16 protein-coding genes are annotated in these 16,056 nt (G+C 68.6%); 3 read left to right on the forward strand and 13 right to left on the reverse strand.

Features of this window, described 5'->3' with window-relative positions:
• Positions 1 to 4 precede the first annotated feature (4 nt).
• From K7711_RS34080 to pheS, 6 genes are all read right to left on the reverse strand, one after another.
• Positions 5 to 1,045 carry a hypothetical protein gene (locus K7711_RS34080; RefSeq protein ID WP_222974710.1) on the reverse strand — a complete coding sequence of 347 codons (1,041 nt, stop codon included), beginning with the start codon at positions 1,043 to 1,045 and terminating at the stop codon, positions 5 to 7.
• A gap of 33 nt (positions 1,046 to 1,078) precedes the next feature.
• Positions 1,079 to 1,573, reverse strand: coding sequence for a PspA/IM30 family protein (locus tag K7711_RS34085; protein ID WP_308015076.1), 495 nt, complete (start codon positions 1,571 to 1,573; stop codon positions 1,079 to 1,081).
• A gap of 80 nt (positions 1,574 to 1,653) precedes the next feature.
• Entirely contained in the window at positions 1,654 to 2,442 is a 789-nt protein-coding gene (locus K7711_RS34090; protein ID WP_222974712.1) for an alpha/beta hydrolase, read from the reverse strand.
• A 211-nt stretch (positions 2,443 to 2,653) separates the two neighbouring features.
• Entirely contained in the window at positions 2,654 to 3,442 is a 789-nt protein-coding gene (locus tag K7711_RS34095; RefSeq protein WP_222974714.1) for a L,D-transpeptidase family protein, read from the reverse strand.
• 108 nt (positions 3,443 to 3,550) lie between these two features.
• On the reverse strand, positions 3,551 to 6,052 hold the full coding sequence (gene pheT / locus K7711_RS34100) for a phenylalanine--tRNA ligase subunit beta (protein ID WP_222974716.1): 2,502 nt from the start codon (positions 6,050 to 6,052) through the stop codon (positions 3,551 to 3,553).
• Positions 6,053 to 6,126: 74 nt separating this feature from the next.
• Positions 6,127 to 7,275: a phenylalanine--tRNA ligase subunit alpha gene (gene pheS / locus K7711_RS34105; protein ID WP_222974718.1), complete on the reverse strand. Its 1,149-nt coding sequence runs from the start codon at positions 7,273 to 7,275 to the stop codon at positions 6,127 to 6,129.
• A 182-nt stretch (positions 7,276 to 7,457) separates the two neighbouring features.
• Here pheS and hrpB point away from each other — a divergent pair, with 182 nt between their 5' ends.
• Positions 7,458 to 9,935 carry an ATP-dependent helicase HrpB gene (gene hrpB, locus K7711_RS34110; protein ID WP_222974719.1) on the forward strand — a complete coding sequence of 826 codons (2,478 nt, stop codon included), beginning with the start codon at positions 7,458 to 7,460 and terminating at the stop codon, positions 9,933 to 9,935.
• A gap of 66 nt (positions 9,936 to 10,001) precedes the next feature.
• Here the strand turns inward: hrpB and K7711_RS34115 are convergent, their stop codons facing one another.
• Entirely contained in the window at positions 10,002 to 10,793 is a 792-nt protein-coding gene (locus K7711_RS34115) for an N-formylglutamate amidohydrolase (protein ID WP_222974721.1), read from the reverse strand.
• Positions 10,794 to 10,860: 67 nt separating this feature from the next.
• Entirely contained in the window at positions 10,861 to 11,424 is a 564-nt protein-coding gene (locus K7711_RS34120) for a TetR family transcriptional regulator (RefSeq protein WP_222974722.1), read from the reverse strand.
• A gap of 142 nt (positions 11,425 to 11,566) precedes the next feature.
• Here K7711_RS34120 and K7711_RS34125 point away from each other — a divergent pair, with 142 nt between their 5' ends.
• A complete protein-coding gene (locus tag K7711_RS34125) occupies positions 11,567 to 12,442 on the forward strand; it encodes an SDR family oxidoreductase (RefSeq protein WP_222974724.1) in 876 nt (291 codons plus the stop codon).
• Between the two features lie 75 nt (positions 12,443 to 12,517).
• Here the strand turns inward: K7711_RS34125 and K7711_RS34130 are convergent, their stop codons facing one another.
• From K7711_RS34130 to infC, 5 genes are all read right to left on the reverse strand, one after another.
• On the reverse strand, positions 12,518 to 12,745 hold the full coding sequence (locus tag K7711_RS34130) for a hypothetical protein (protein ID WP_235748212.1): 228 nt from the start codon (positions 12,743 to 12,745) through the stop codon (positions 12,518 to 12,520).
• A 257-nt stretch (positions 12,746 to 13,002) separates the two neighbouring features.
• Positions 13,003 to 13,878, reverse strand: a complete 876-nt coding sequence (locus K7711_RS34135) for a TrmH family RNA methyltransferase (protein WP_222974726.1) — start codon at positions 13,876 to 13,878, stop codon at positions 13,003 to 13,005.
• A 42-nt stretch (positions 13,879 to 13,920) separates the two neighbouring features.
• Positions 13,921 to 14,301, reverse strand: a complete 381-nt coding sequence (gene rplT / locus K7711_RS34140; RefSeq protein ID WP_025348785.1) for a 50S ribosomal protein L20 — start codon at positions 14,299 to 14,301, stop codon at positions 13,921 to 13,923.
• An 88-nt stretch (positions 14,302 to 14,389) separates the two neighbouring features.
• Complete coding sequence (gene rpmI / locus K7711_RS34145) at positions 14,390 to 14,584, reverse strand: 50S ribosomal protein L35 (RefSeq protein WP_040821367.1); 195 nt, start codon at positions 14,582 to 14,584, stop codon at positions 14,390 to 14,392.
• Between the two features lie 69 nt (positions 14,585 to 14,653).
• Positions 14,654 to 15,343: a translation initiation factor IF-3 gene (gene infC, locus K7711_RS34150; protein WP_222975047.1), complete on the reverse strand. Its 690-nt coding sequence runs from the start codon at positions 15,341 to 15,343 to the stop codon at positions 14,654 to 14,656.
• Positions 15,344 to 15,687: 344 nt separating this feature from the next.
• On the opposite strand from infC, the gene K7711_RS34155 reads away from it, so the two are divergent.
• The gene (locus K7711_RS34155) at positions 15,688 to 16,035 is read left to right on the forward strand and encodes a DUF1844 domain-containing protein (RefSeq protein WP_040821554.1); all 348 of its coding nucleotides are present in this window, start codon (positions 15,688 to 15,690) and stop codon (positions 16,033 to 16,035) included.
• The last annotated feature ends 21 nt before the right edge of the window (positions 16,036 to 16,056 follow it).

Below are 16,056 nucleotides of genomic sequence, written 5' to 3' on the forward strand. Positions count from 1 at the left end.
TGACTCAGGCGGTCACATCACCGAGAATCCGCAGGACCGCGTCGGAGGTGTAGAACGGCTCGAGACGTTCGCGGATCAGCCCGGCCAGTACGCCGTTTCGTTTGGCGGCCTCGACCACCGCCGGGCCGTAGCGCAGGATCTCGGTGCGGATGTCCTGGTCGGACAGACCCAGTTCCGGAAGCAGCCCCGCCAGGGTGTGATCGCCGTACTTGGTGAAGAACACCTCGACGCATTCGTCCAGGAGCAGACCGAAATACTCCTTCTCCCGGGTGGTCAGCGCGATCTGGTGCACGATCTGCGCGAGTTCGCGCACGTCCTGCTGAGTCAGGTAGTCGCGCAGACCGCTCACCGATTCACCCGCGTGCAGATCCCAGAACTCCATGGCCGCACTGTGCACCGGCGCATCGCGCAACATCTCGCGAATCGCGTTGTTGGTGCGCTTGAGCGCGAAAAGCGCTCCCTTACCGGCCATTTCACCGATGAACGTACCGTCCGCGGCCTTCTCGGCGGCCTTGCGCGCCGATTTGGCGGCCGAGGTGCCGAACGAGACCAGCGATCCCACGCCCGGAATCTTCGAGGCCATCTGCCGATTGGACTCCATGAAGTCATCGATCAGCCGGTCCACGAACTTGGAAGCGACAGTGGCGATCAGCGGGCTCTCAGTGAGTCGCTCGAGCAGGCGCTCCTGCGCCTGATGCATGCCGAAGATCTTCTCCAGCAACGCCTCCACCGGTTCGCGATCGACCACGTCGCCGAGGGTGTACTCCTCGTTGCGGGCGATGTTGTCGTAGATCGCGTCGGCGAAGACGCCCACCGAATCCCCGATCGCCGGGCCGCCGCCGATCCGGTCCACGACCACGCGCAGGGTCTGCTTCGCGTCCTCGACGGTGACCACATCACGCAAGACGATGGTGTCGGCAACCTCGAGCACCGCCGCAACGTCGCGGCCGACCACCTCGGTGAACCGGTCGCCGCTCACCTCCGCGAGAATGAAATCGACTTGCGCGTCGAGCAGTCGCTCGGCGATCTCGCGCGGCTGGGCCATCGGCACCCCTAGTTCGTTCGCTGGCCCGCCCGATCAGCCGGGGTCGTTGCGGTGCAACGACTTCCGGATCTCGTCCAGACGCTCTCGCGCGGATTTCGACCGCGCCTGCCACTGTTCCTGCACGCTGCGGCCCGCCGAGGTCTGCCGATCGAGTTCGCCCATGCCCTGCGCGTTGCCGAAGCGTCGCTCGACCTTATCGCGAACTGACTCGAAAGTAGGGACACCGGATTCGGAGTACCCGCCGATATCGGGCACGGCCGTCGGCATCATCGGCACGACGGACCCCGAACCTCGCTGGTCGTAGGAGGTCGGTGTACCGGACACACCAGGCGCCACGGCGGGATCGGTGGGCGAACTCACATCCGGATCCCAGGTCATATGACCGCCCTCCGCGGACAGCTCCGCCGCCACCAGATGCAGCGGTTGCAGGCCGGGGCGCCCGGCGGTCGCGGCGAGCACCACACTCAGCATGTCCTCGTCCGGCAACGCCGCGAGCAGCACCGCCAGATCCTCCACCGGATCGGTCACGACAACCACCTCACACCCGCTCGGTCACGACATAACCCCAGGTTACGTACTTCCGACCGATATGCCACCCGACGGAACGATCAGACCGACGGCGGATCGGCCACGCCCGACTCGGCAAGGGCCGCACGCACCCAATCGGCTACCGTGCGCGCCCAGCCGGGGATCACGATCAGGTCGTTGTGCCCGGCCCCGGGATAGATGTGCAGCCGCTTGGGCTCGGGGGCGGCGGCGTACAGCTCGTGGCCCATCCGCACCGGCAGCAGTTCGTCCTGATCGCCGTGCATGATCAGCACCGGCGCTCGCAACGACCGGATCCGCCGCAGACTCGGAAAAGCATTCGGGACGACGAGTCTCGGGATGTACGGATAGACCGCGGCCGCCGCGTCGCGCAGGCTGGTGAAGGTCGACATCAGTACCAGCGCGGCGGGCGGATAGCGGGTCGCCAGTTCGGTCATCACCCCGCCGCCGAGCGACTTACCCAGATACACAACACGATTGGGATCCACCCCGGGCCGGGCGAGCAACGCGTCCCGCGCGGCTCGGGCGTCCAGATACATCCCGTGCTCACCGGGATGCCCTGCGCTGCGGCCGAATCCGCGATAGTCGAACACCAGCACATCGAATCCCGCGGCCGCCAGCAGCGCCAGCACCGGTGACCGATCGCCGATATTGCCCGCATTTCCGTGCGCGAACAGTATGTGCGCCAACGGATTCGTCGCACGCACGAACCACCCGTTGATGAGTGTGCCGTCCGCGGCGGTGAAGTACAGATCCTCGTATTCGAGCCCGAACCGCTCGGGCGTCACCGTGATCTCCCGCTCGGGCAGGAAGGTCAGGGCGTTGAGGATAGGCGTCGCCGGATGTCGCACTGTAATTTTGGCCTCCGCTTCGCTCCGACTGGCCGGGGCCCTATTAACCCCGGTCCTTCCCTCCCTCCGCTCCCCCGCTTCGCTCCTCCGCTCCACTCAGTCCAGGACCGGGGCGGGCCCCGGCCGGGAGTTGGCGTTTCAGGGAGTTGGCGGAACTCGGGTGCGCTGGATGTTATGTCGCTGCGTTTGGTGCATCAACTGATTCGGTCTGCTAACGGTAGCCGATGGTGATGTCCGGGTGACGGCTCGGATCGAGCCATTTCAGCAGGGCCACCACCGCGTTGCGCGGCGTCTCCACACAGCCCTGCGACGGGATTCCGGCGTCCACGTGCACGAAGAAGGCCGACCCCGCACCCGACCGCACCGGTGCGGTGTTGTACCCGATGACGATCGCGTAGTCGTAGCTCGTACCGACCCGGCCCAGATTCTCCCCGGCCTTCTCGTCGAACGGGCAGGTCCCGGGCGCACAGTGCTGGTAGGTGTTGTATTGCGGACTGTTCGGGTCACTGACCCACCAGTCGCTGGTGCCGATCTGCCGATAGGGCATCCGCGTCCCGGGATCGGCCTGCCGTCCGAATGCCGACGGCAGCCCGAACGTGCCCACCGGCGTGCGGTTCATCCCCTCGTGCGTCTGTCCGACCCCCTGTGTGCCGACCCGAACCGTCACCGGCGCGAGCGCACTGGTCCACCCGGCGCCCGACCGCTGCCACGCCTGCAACGTCCCCGACGTACTTCCCGGCCCGGCCACCAGCACCGTCACCAACTGGTCGGTCCCGGCGGGCGGCGCGGGAACCCCGGCCGGAAGTCCGGCAGTCCCGCCGTCGTAGTTCACCGGCTGCTCGGCGGCCCGGGTCGGCGACACCGCGCTCGACACCGGCACCGCACTCGATACCGACGGAGCCGGAGCCGACGACCGCACCTGCTGCCCGCAACCGGCCGCCACCAGTACAAAGGCGGCGGCCAGCACGCCACGACGCACGAGATTCCGGGACACACTCATCGGCCGAGCTTAACCGCCGAGAACCACCGGCCTCATGTCACGACGGAATTGCCCGTGTCCGGCGCGAACCTCGGAACACCCGAGCCAGGACCGTGTCCGCGGCCCCGATCAGGCGCGCAGCACGGCTCCGACGGACTCCGCGGCCGCCTCGACAGCGGCATCGCGGGCCGCGCTGGCCTCGTCTTCGGTGAGCGTGCGGTCGGGGGCGCGGAAGCGCAGCGCGTAGGTGAGGGATTTGCGGCCCTCACCGGCCTGCGCGCCCTCGTACACGTCGAACAGGGCGATGTCCTCGAGCAGATCGCCCGCACCGGAGCGCAGAGCCGATTCGAGGGCGTCGGCGGGGATCGAACGTTCGACACTCACCGACACGTCCTGCAGCACCGCCGGGAACGGCGAAATCCTCGGCGCCGGACGGGATTCGCGCAACGGCAGGGCATCGAGATCCAACTCCAGCGCACAGGTGCGCGGCGGCAGACCGGCGCGCTCGAGCACCGCGGGATGCAGTTCGCCCGCGTGGCCGACGACAGCGCCGTCCACGACCAGCTCCGCACAGCGCCCCGGATGGAACGGCAGATAGGCCGCCGCCCGGCGCTCGATCCGCACACCGGCGGCATCGGCGACCGCATCGGCGAGAGCGAAGGCGTCGGCGGCCTCGACGGCCCGGCCCGCACCCCACGGACCGCGCGGTTCCCGACGTCCGGTGAGCACCGCGGCGACATGCACCGGCTGCGCGGGCAGCGATTCGATCAGCTCCGTAATCTGCTCGTCGGTCGGCCGCCGATCCACCGGAAGTTCGCCGACCGGACCGGTCTTCGGTCCGGGCAACACCACCTGCTCGATGCCGTAGATCGACAAATCACGCTCGCCGCGGGAGATGTTGCGCGAGGCCACCTCCAGCAGTCCGGGCAGCAGGGTCGTGGTCAGCTCGGCCCGCTCGACGTCGAGCGGATTGAGCACTCGCATGGCCGCGCGACGAACATCCTCGGCGTCCAGACCCCAGACGTCGAACGTCCCAGCCTGCAAGAAGATCGATACGGGCACCTCAACACAGCCGGCGAAGGCCAGGGCACGGCTGACCGCGCGGCGACGACGCTGTGCGGGCGTGAATCCCCGGCCCGCGGGCGCGGTCGGCAGCACCGAGGGAATCTGCTCGAGCCCCTCGAGCCGCAGCACCTCCTCGACCAGATCGGCGGGCTGCACCAGATCCGGACGCCAGCTCGGCGGCGTCACGACGAGCTGACCGTGCCCGCTCTCGCTGACGTCCACATCGACCGCGCAACCGATCTGCGACAGCCGGCGCGCGGCGGTTCCGGTCGGGTAGCTCACCCCGGCGGTGCGGTCGGGCAGGTCCAGATCCATCCGGATCGGCGCGGTGTCCGGCACCGGCAGCCGAACATCGGTCAGTGCGGATTCGACTGTGCCACCGGCGATCTCGGCCAGCAGCGCGGCCGCGCGGTCGAGCGCGGCGACGTTCACCTCGGGATCGACCACCCGCTCGTAGCGGCGGCCCGCCTCGGACACCACCTTGTGCCGCCGCGCGGTGCGGTAGACCGCGAGCGGATTCCAGGTGGCGGCCTCGAGCAGGATGTCGGTCGAGGCCGAACTCACCTCGGTCGACGCGCCGCCCATGATCCCGGCCAGCGACACCACACCCGAATCGTCGGCGATGACGGTGTCCGCACCATCCAACACCCGCTCGGTCTCGTCCAGGGTCCGCAGCGTCTCACCCTTGTTGGCGCGCCGGACGACCAGCGGCCCGGTGACTTTCGCGGCGTCGAAGGCGTGCAGCGGCTGGCCGAGTTCGAGCATCACGTAGTTGGTGACATCGACCGCGGGCGAGATGGGCCGCACTCCGGCCAGCAGCAGCCGCCGCTGCAACCACCACGGGCTCACCGCGGACGGATCGATGCCGGTGACCCGCCGCGCGGCGAAACGCGTACAGCCGGAATCGGGTTCGACCCGAATCGTCCACGCCTCGGCCTCGTCGCCGGGCAGGGTGCGCACCGCCGGGTCGGCGTATTCCAGATCGAAGCCGCAGGCGAGTTCGCGGGCCAGGCCGCGCACCGAGAAGCAGTAGCCGCGGTCGGGGGTGATGTTGAGTTCGATCACCGTATCGTCCAGGCCCAGCAGCTCGTTCGCGTCGGCGCCGGGCTCGGCGGTACCCGGTTCGAGCACCAGGATGCCTGAATGATCCTTGCCGATACCGAGTTCGGCGACCGAGCAGATCATGCCGTTGGACACATGCCCGTAGGTCTTGCGCGAGCTGATCGCGAATCCACCGGGCAGCACACCGCCGGGCAGCACCACGACGACCAGATCGCCGACCGCGAAATTCCGTGCACCGCAGACGATCTCCTGCAGCTCCGGCTTGCCCACCTCGACCTTGCAGAACCGGATCGGCTTCTTGAACTCGGTCAGCTCGGTGATCTCGGCGACGCGGCCCACCACCAGCGGATGGTCGATATCACCGGTGATCGGCTCGAGTTCGTCGAGCTCCTCGACCTCCAGACCGACCCGGACGAAGCCCGCATCGAGCTCCTCCGGCGTCACCGACCAGTCGGGGGTGGTGCGCTGCAGGATTTCCGTCAGCCAGGACTGCGCTACTCGCACTGGACTTTTCGCTTTCTCGTGTGCCCGCCTCTCGCGGGTTCGTATGGTGTGCGGGGTGTTGCGGACCTCGACGGTCAGGACTGGATGCCGAAGGGCAGCGTGAACCGCACGTCGCCCTCGACGATGTCGCGCATATCGGGAATACCGTTGCGGAACTGCAGGGTTCGTTCCAGGCCCATGCCGAAGGCGAAACCGCTGTACACCTCGGGGTCGATTCCGCTGGCGATCAGCACCTTCGGATTGACCATGCCGCAGCCGCCCCACTCGACCCAGCCGGCCCCGCCCTTCTTGTCCGGGAACCACACGTCCACCTCGGCCGAAGGTTCGGTGAACGGGAAGTAGTTGGGCCGCATACGAGTTCGCGTCTCGGGGCCGAACAGTGCCCGCGCGAACGCGTCCAGCGTGCCGCGCAGATGAGCCATGGTCAGGCCCTTGTCCACGGCCAGGCCCTCGACCTGGGAGAACACCGGAGTGTGCGTGGCGTCGAGCTCATCGGTGCGGAAGGTCCGGCCCGGACACACCACATAGATCGGCAGCTCGCGCGAAAGCAGCGAACGCACCTGCACCGGGGAGGTGTGAGTGCGCAGGACCTGACGTGAGCCCTCTGCGTCCGAGGCGTCAGGGCCGGAGGCGGTAGCGGAGCGTGACCCCGCAGGCCCAGCCTCGGGCGCCCAGGTGAAGCGCGCGACATGGAAGGTGTCCTGCATGGTGCGGGCGGGGTGGTCGGGCAGGAAGTTCAGCGCGTCGAAATTGAAGTGCTCGGTCTCGACCTCGGGCCCCTCGGCCACCTCCCAGCCCATGCCGACGAAGACATCGGCGACCTGCTCGGAGATGACGGTGATCGGATGCCGTGCGCCGACCGGGTCGCGACGGGCCGGCAGCGTCACGTCGATGGCCTCGGCGACCAGGACAGCCGCGTCGCGCTCGGCGAGCAGTTCGGCGCGGCGCGCCTCGAACGCCTGGCTCACCCGGGTACGCGCGACGTTGACGCGCTTACCGGCGTCAGCCTTGTCCTGCTTGGGCAGCGTGCCCAGCGATCGCTGCGCCAGCGAGATCGGCGACTTGCCGCTCATATGCTCGGTCTTCGCGGCCGCGAGCGCGTCCAGATCCGCGGCCGCGGCGAATGCCTTCTCCGCCGCCTCGGCCGCGGCGCTCAGCGATTCCTCGCTCAGTCCCGCCTGCGGTGCCGGATCCTGGTCGGCTCGTGCGTTGTCCTCGGCCACGATGGTTCGTCTCTCCCCTTGGTTCGGGTCTGTACTCACATGGGTCTGCACTGACATTGTTGCTGGTCGAATCGTAAGCGATGCGATCGGCCCGGTTCACCCGACTTTTCCGGCGACGACCAGGTGCGCATCGGACCCGCGATATGGCGTGCGCTGCCATCGGCCCGGCACACTGGTCGGCGATGGAATTGCCCGAACTTCCCGATCTGCCGGTCCGCGAGGTCCTCGACCGCATCGTCGAGACGCTGGCGCAGCGCGAGACCGCCGTCCTGGTCGCCCCACCGGGCACCGGAAAGACGACGCTGGTCCCGCTCGCGCTGGCCGCGGGGACGACCGGCCGGGTGCTGGTGGCCGAGCCGCGGCGCCTGGCCGCACGGGCCGCGGCCGCTCGAATGGCCGAACTGCTCGGCGAAACGGTGGGCCGGACGGTCGGATACTCGGTGCGCGGCGATCGGCGAGTGAGTGCGGGCACTCGCATCGAGGTGGTCACCTCCGGGTTGCTGGTGCGACGGTTGCAGAGCGATCCCGAACTCGCCGGGGTGGACGTGGTCGTCATGGACGAATGTCACGAACGTCATCTGGACGCGGATCTGCTGCTGGCCCTGCTGCTCGACGCACGGGCCGGGCTGCTGCCGGATCTGCGGGTGCTGGCCACCTCGGCCACCGTGGCCGCCGATCGGCTCGCGACGCTGCTCGGCGACGGCGAACCCGCACCCGTGCTCGAGGTGCGGGCGCGGACCTATCCGGTGGATATCGCCTACCTCCCCGCACTGCCGCGCGAACGAACCGAGGCACAGGTGGCCCGCGCCACCCGCGACGCGCTCGACGGGACCTCCGGTGACGTGCTGGTCTTCCTGCCCGGTGCGGCCGAGATCCGCCGAACCACCCAGTTGCTGTCCGATCTGCACGATGTCGACGTGCTCGCCCTGCACGGCAGGCTCTCGGTTGCCGGACAGGACGCCGCACTGCGCCCCGGCCCGCGCCGCCGGGTGGTCCTGTCCACGGCCGTCGCCGAATCCAGCCTGACGGTGCCGGGCGTGCGCGCGGTGGTGGATTCCGGACTCGCGCGGGTGCCGCGCATCGATCGCGGTCGCGGACTGTCCGGCCTTGCGACGGTTCGGGTTTCGGCGGCGGTCGCCGAACAACGTGCCGGTCGCGCCGGACGGCAGGCTCCCGGCCGGGCATGGCGCTGCTGGCCCGAACACGAGCACTCCACCCTGCCCGCCTATCCCGAACCGGAGATCCGCACCGCGGACCTGACCCGGCTGGCCCTGGAACTGGCCTGCTGGGGCACACCCGACGGGCGCGGCCTCGCATGGTGGGACGATCCGCCGCCCGGCGGACTGGCCGCGGGCCGAGAAGTGTTGCGCGCGTTGGGCGCGGTGGACGTGGACGGCACGGTGACCGACCGCGGGCGGGCGTTGTCCCGGGTGGGCCTGCATCCGCGGCTGGCCCGCGCCCTGTTGGACGGCGCGACCGCGGTCGGCGCGCGGACGGCAGCCGAGGTCGTCACGCTGCTCGACGATGAAACACTCACTCCCGCCATAGATCTCGTCGCCGCTCTGCGCACGCTGCGCCGGGAACGCCCGGACCGCTGGCGGCGTGAGGTCGAGCGGCTGACCCGGCTCGCGGGCGAGATTGCCCCCCAGCAGACCCGCGCCGGAGACAGGTCACCCGTGCAGGCCGATGATCCGGCGTTGATCGTCGCACTGGCCCAACCGGAACGTCTGGCGCGACGACGTAGCGCAGGCTCGGCAAGCTATCTCATGGCCAATGGCACGGCGGTGGCGTTGCCGCCCGGTTCCGGCCTCGGCGACGCGGAATGGCTCGCGGTCGCGGTGGCGACCCGGGATCCGGGCCGGGCCGAGGGGCGGATCCGCTCGGCCGCCGTCGCCGACGAGCAACTCGCCCGCGAGGCCGCGCCGAATCTGTGCACCCGCGATGACGAAGTGGACTGGGTCGACGGCGAGGTCGTCGCTCGGCGGATCGAGCGGCTCGGTGCGATCACCTTGTCGGAGCGACCTCTTCGCAATCCCGACCCGCACATGCTCAGCACGGCAGTATATTCCGGGCTCCGATCGGCCGGACTAGGCCTGTTGCACTGGAATTCGGACGCGACCGATCTGCGCGACCGCCTGGACTTCCTGCATCGCACCCTCGGCGCACCCTGGCCGCGCGTCGACGATGAGGCCCTGCTCACCGACCTCGACGCGTGGCTGAGCCCCGAACTGGCCACCGCCCGCCGCCGCGCCGATCTCGAGCGCATCGATGCCGGACAGGCGCTGCGCCGGCTACTGCCCTGGCCCGACGCGGCGCGACTGGACGAACTCGCACCCGACCGCATTCAGGTGCCCTCCGGCAGCCGGCTGCGACTGGACTATGCCGCCGATCCGCCGGTACTCGCGGTGAAGGTGCAGGAGGTCTTCGGCTGGACCGATACCCCGCGCCTCGCCGACGGGCGGGCGCCGATCCTGCTGCACCTGCTCTCACCGGCGCAGCGCCCGGTCGCGGTCACCGCCGATCTGGCTTCCTTCTGGCACACCGGCTGGCCGCAGGTCCGTGCCGACCTGCGCGGCCGCTACCCCAAACATTCCTGGCCCGAGGACCCCGGCACCGTCACGGCACATCGCGGCACGGCCCGCAACGCGCGCCGCACCTGACCCGTCCCTCGCCCTGGTGGGTCGAGTCGCATCGGACTTCGAATCCACGGTCGATCTCGCCCGCAATCAACTTGCAGCCCAACTGATCTCATCCAACAGATCGGTCAGCGCGGATACGAGCACAGGCAGACCCGCATGCGGATCTCCGCCCGGTTCGATCATGTAGGTGTCGCGACGAATCTCCACCATCAGCGCGGAGACGTCCGGACTCCGGCCGTAGTGCCGCAGCGGGACATAGGTTCCGGAGAACGGCGAGTTCACCTCGACCTCGAAGTCGGCGAACGCATTCCGGGCAGCCGCGAGCAGCCGGGCCGGAGTGTGGAAAGGGTCCGTCCCCAGACAGACCTGCGGGCGCGGCCCCGCACCGTGCAGTTCGTACGGCAGCGCCACGCTCGGATAGGAATGCAGGTCCACGGTGATCGCCTGTCCGGTGGCCGACACCCGGCTCTCCACGGCCTGGGTCATCGCCGCCGCGTAGGGCTCGTAATATCGTGCAAGTAAAGCCTTTTCGTGCTCCGGGTCTTCCCGCCGGAGTCGAGCGCCGTGGGACGTCCGGGTGTACACGGCCCCCATGCCGACCGCGCGCATCTCCTCCCGCTCATCCGGGAACCGTTCGGGATCCACCACCAGACGTGAGAGTTCGTTGACGAACAGCCACGGCCGCACCCCGGCTCGTGCCGCCGATTGTTCCGCGAGCATCGCGGTATGCGCGTCGGTCATCCGGGACAGTTCGGCCGACAACTCCACATCGTCCAGCAGGATGTGCGTACGCACCTGTGCCGGAATCACCCGTGAATCGTGCGGAACATGAATCAGCACGGGCGAATCCGCCGCGCCCGGAATCACTGTGTACCGCATCAGGGGAGTGTCGCTCGGACCGCCGGAAACCCCACGTCCGAACCTCCGACGCCACGCGGAGCCTCGATCATCTTCCGGCCGTGACCGTTTCGAGCACCTGCAATGCCTCGGTGACGAATTCGGTCAGTTCTCGATCCTCGGCCTGGATCCAGCGGGCGAACGCGATGCGGAACGCCGCGAGCCCGGCCTCGGCGGCCAGGCTGGCGGCGGGCTCGGTGACGCCTCGATCGCGCAGTGCGGACGCGGCAGTCGCGGCGAGGGAAGTGAGTTTGATCAGCTCGCGTTCCTGGAGCGAGGCGTTGGCGTCGATCACGATCTGCCGCTGCCGGGCGAAGTCCCGGCGCTGCGCGAACAGTTCGGCGAACGCCGTCAGTGCGGCGCCCATCGCCACCATCGGTGCAGCCGAATCAGGCTGTTCAGCAACAGTCTTCGAGATGAGTTCGTGCAGAGCCTCTTGCCCGCCGAACAACACCTCGCGTTTGTCGCCGTAGTGCCGGAAGAAGGTGCGCTCGGTGAGCCCGGCCCGTTCGGCGATCTCCGCCACCGTCGCCTGATCGAATCCACGCTCCAGATACAGCTCCAGCGCCGCCTGTGCCAGGCGGCCGCGCGCATCCGGTTCCCATCGAGCCATCTGTTCATGATAAGTGATGTCACCCACTGACTTCACATGATGACAGCGGCTGACATTACTGCTAAATTGATGTCATCAACTGACATCAGTACCCGAAGGGCGTCCCGGATGCCCGGACGGTTACACAGGAGGTGTTCATTCCATGCGTCTCTTCGTCACCGGTGCATCCGGATGGGTCGGATCCGCACTCGTTCCCGAACTGATCACCGCAGGTCACGAAGTCGTCGGCCTGGCCCGGTCGGACGCCTCGGCCGCAGCCCTGACTGCCGCGGGCGCCCAGGTGCAACGCGGCGATCTGCACGATCGGGACAGCCTGCGAGCGGGCGCCACGGCCGCCGACGGCGTCGTCCACCTGGCCTTCATCCACGATTTCACCCGGTTCGAGGAAAACCAGCGCATCGACCGCGAGGTGGTCGACCTGTTCGGCGACGCACTCGAGGGCTCGGACCGCCCGCTGGTCATCGCCTCCGGACTGGTCCCGCTCGACACCGGCAAGCCAGGGTCCACCAACGGCCCGATGATCCGCCACGCCACCGCCGCCGCGACGATCCAACTGGCCGACCGGGGGGTGCGCTCGGTGGTGCTCGGACTCCCGACCACCGTGCACGGTGAGGGCGACCACGGCTTCATCCGCCGCCTCGTCGACACCGCCAGGGAGAAGGGCGTTTCCGGCTACATCGACGACGGTGCGCACACCTGGCCCGCGACCCACCGGCTCGACGCCGCGCACCTGGCCCTCCTCGCGGTGGAGAAGGCCCCCGCCGGAACCGTCGTGCACGCACTCGCCGAACCGGGCATCCCGACCCGCGACATCGCCGAGGCCATCGCCCGCAAACTCGACATCCCCGCCGTCTCCATCCCCAGTGAGAAGGCCACCGACCACTTCGGCTGGCTGGCCGCCATGTGGGGCACGAGCATCACCGGAGACAGCGGTCCCACCCGCGAACTACTCGGCTGGGAGCCGACCCACCCCACACTGCTCGAGGACCTGGCCCAGCCCTACTACTTCGAGAACTGACCCGCACCCCATACCAATCCGGTCGGCTCCTGCGCAATCACGCACGGGCCGACCGGATTTCGCGTGCCGGATTGCTCATTTCCCGTCGGAAACCCCGCTGGACACCCGAACCACAACCTTGTCCTCGGTAACCTGCTGCACGGTCACCCCCACGCCCGAAGCCGACCGCGTCTGCCCGACCGGCACCGAAACCTCCTGCCCCGCCACCGACAACACCACCGTATCCCCGTTGACCGCAACAAGTTTCGCATCCACCCCCAACACACTCGCCTTGGCGCTCACCCCGCGGTCGAACGTGATCACACACCCGTCGACCTGACACTGACTGGTAGCACCACCCCCGGACACGGTGCACCCGACAACCCCCACCACAGCGGGCGCGGCAAACAGAGACATGATCAGCAACCGTCGAAAACGCACCCCGCGCAGTGTAGGGCACCCGCCGGTTTCGCCCGAGTTTTCCGGAATACGCACCGTACGAACCAGAGCCGCAGTCGATCACGAAATATCGGTGTGCGCATCCGAACCAGTTGCCCCGTAGTCCGGCCGACGACGATCGGTCAGCGGTGCTGGACTCGCGCGCCCGCGTAGAGGCAGATGGCCGCTGCGGCAGCGAGGTTCAGGCTTTCGGCGCGGCCGTGGATGGGGATGCGGATACGGTGGTCGGCGCGGGCGGCCACGGCGGGATCCAGGCCGTGCGCCTCGTTGCCGAACAGCCAGGCCACCGGGCCGGAAAGGATGTGCTCGGCGTCGTCGAGGTCGACCTCGCCGCGAGCCGTGGTGGCCAGGACGGTGATTCCGGCTTCGGACAGTGCGCCCAGGACCGCGTCGATATCGCGTTCGCGGGCCAGCGGGACGTGGAAAAGGCTTCCGGCGCAGGCTCGTACGCATTTGCCGTTGTGCGGGTCGACCGAATCACCGGCCAAGACCACGCCGTTCGCGCCGACGGCGTCCGCGACGCGGATCAGGGTGCCCGCATTACCCGGATCGGAGATCTCGACGGGCACCGCGAGCATCAACGGCCGGGGCGTCGGTGTGACCTCGCCGGGCGTACCGTCCGTGCCCTGCGCCGCCCGTCCGGTCTCCGCCGACCCGCTCACCGCACCCGGCGAAAGCACCTGCGCCAGCGGCACATCCACCTGACGGCAGACCGCGACCAGACCGGGCGGGGTGACCGTCTCGCCGAGCAGTTCGGCGGCGCGCTCGCTCACCAGCGTGGTCCGCACCCCGGTCGCGGCGGCTCCGGCCACCAGCTCGTGTTCACGTTCGGCGGCCCGGGGCGAGTAGAACAACTCGTCGATCCGGTCGGTATCCAGCGCTGCGGTAACCGAATTCGCGCCCTCGGCGAGGAACAGCCCGGTCTTGCGGCGATGTGCGCCGCGATGCAGCTTGACAGCGGAAACGACCCGCGGATTGCGCTCGGAGAGCGCGTCCACGGGTCGTTCCCGATGCTGAGTGGTCAAGTGCCGGTTGCCGAATCAGGCGGCCGGGGCGTTGACGTCCTCGGGCAGCGCGGCCTTGGCCACCGCGACCAGGCCGGCGAAGGCCTCGGCGTCGGAGACGGCCAGCTCGGCCAGGATCTTGCGGTCGACCTCGACACCCGCGGCCTTGAGGCCCTGGATGAAGCGGTTGTAGGTGATGTCGTTCAGCCGCGCCGCGGCATTGATGCGCGCGATCCACAGCTTGCGGAAGTCACCCTTGCGCGCGCGCCGGTCGCGGTAGGCGTAGGTGAGCGAGTGCAGCTGCTGTTCCTTGGCCTTGCGGTACAGGCGCGAACGCTGCCCGCGGTAACCCTTGGAAGCCTCGAGAACGGAACGGCGCTTCTTCTGAGCGTTGACGGCCCTTTTGACGCGTGCCACTGGTCAGTCCTTGTTAGATCGTGGGGCGCTCGCTGCGCCCGGAGGTGGTCGGTTGTTGGCGTCCGAGAAAACGGATCGCGAGGCTGACTCAGATACCGAGCAGCTTCTTGACGCGACGGACGTCGGCGGGCGCGACGGCCTCCGTGCCATCCAGACGACGAGTCCGGCGGCTGGACTTGTGCTCGAGCAGGTGGCGCCGGTTGGCCTGCTGGCGCAGCAGCTTGCCGCGACCGGACACCTTGAATCGCTTCGAGGCGCCGCTGTGGCTCTTCATCTTCGGCATGGATTCCTCAGTTCTGTCTCGTGCCGGTGGCAGCGGCGAACTAGCGCTGCCACCGGAGCTGTATCGGTTCTACTGCGGGTTCGCCGCTTGCGCCTCGGGCGCGGCCGCCGCGGTCTCCGGCGCGGCCGGACGCTGCTGCGCAGCGTTCGACTGCTGAGAAACCGTCTGCTGAGCCTTGGCCCGCGTCTTCGCGCCCTTGTGCGGCGCGAGGACCATCGTCATATTCCGGCCGTCCTGCTTGGCCGACGTCTCCACGAAACCCAGATCGGCCACATCGGCAGCCAGACGCTGCAACAGCCGGAACCCGAGCTCGGGCCGCGACTGCTCGCGACCGCGGAACATGATGGTGACCTTGACCTTCGACCCGGCTTCGAGGAAGCGCATCACGTGGCCGCGCTTGGTCGCGTAATCGTGGTCGTCGATCTTCGGGCGGAGCTTCTGCTCCTTGATCACTGTCTGGACCTGGTTCTTCCGGGACTCGCGCGCCTTCTGCGCGGTCTCGTACTTGAACTTGCCGTAGTCCATGATCTTGCACACCGGCGGGCGCGCGTCGGGCGCGACCTCGACCAGGTCGAGATCTGCCTCCATGGCGACGCGCAGTGCATCTTCAACACGCACGATCCCAACCTGCTCGCCACCCGGTCCGATGAGGCGGACCTCGGGTACGCGGATGCGATCGTTGATGCGGGTCTCAGTGCTGATGGGGCCTCCTAGGTCAAGCGGTGTCGTCCAACGACCGCGCTGTAATGGCAACCCCATATCCAACACGAAAGCCCCGTCACGGTATTTCACCGCCACGGGGCCCGATGTCGACCGGCCATCGATGCACACACTCGTCACATCGGCCGTGTACTGGGAAAACCAATACACGGAAACTCATCCATCACGATGAGTGACCGGACCGCTTTGCCTGGCGTGTCGGCCGGCAGGCGGTGGGAGTCGGGCTCCACTTACTGCCCCTTTACCGTGTGATCCGGCCATTCGGGCCGGAAAAGCACAGGTAGGGACGGTCGTTGCCGTACACCATAGCATCACGGGGCGGCGAACTCACAATCGGCGTCCCCGTGACCTGCGACGCCGTGGAAAGTGGGATGCTACCGGACATGAACGACGCCGCCCCGATCGAACCGGATGTGCGCGAACTGGCCGACATCCCCGCCGTCGAGGTGATCAGCCGGGCCGCGGTCATGCTGATGAGCTCGGCCGCCGAGAAGCTCGGCCTGGCCGATCCGGACCCGGACACCAGCCCCCGCCGCGACCTGGACGAGGCCCGCCGGGTGATCACCGCCCTTGCCGGTCTGATCACCTCCTCGGTGGAATACCTCGGCCCGCACGCCGGTCCCCTGCGCGAGGGATTGCAGTCGCTGCAGCGCGCATTCCGCGAATCCTCCGCACACCCCGACGAACCGGGCACAGGGCCCGGCGAGAAGTACACCGGCCCGGTCTACTGAACCGGGCAGTGACCACTATCA

It is taken from the genome of Nocardia coffeae (genome assembly GCF_019890715.1).
Lineage (GTDB): Bacteria > Actinomycetota > Actinomycetes > Mycobacteriales > Mycobacteriaceae > Nocardia > Nocardia jiangxiensis.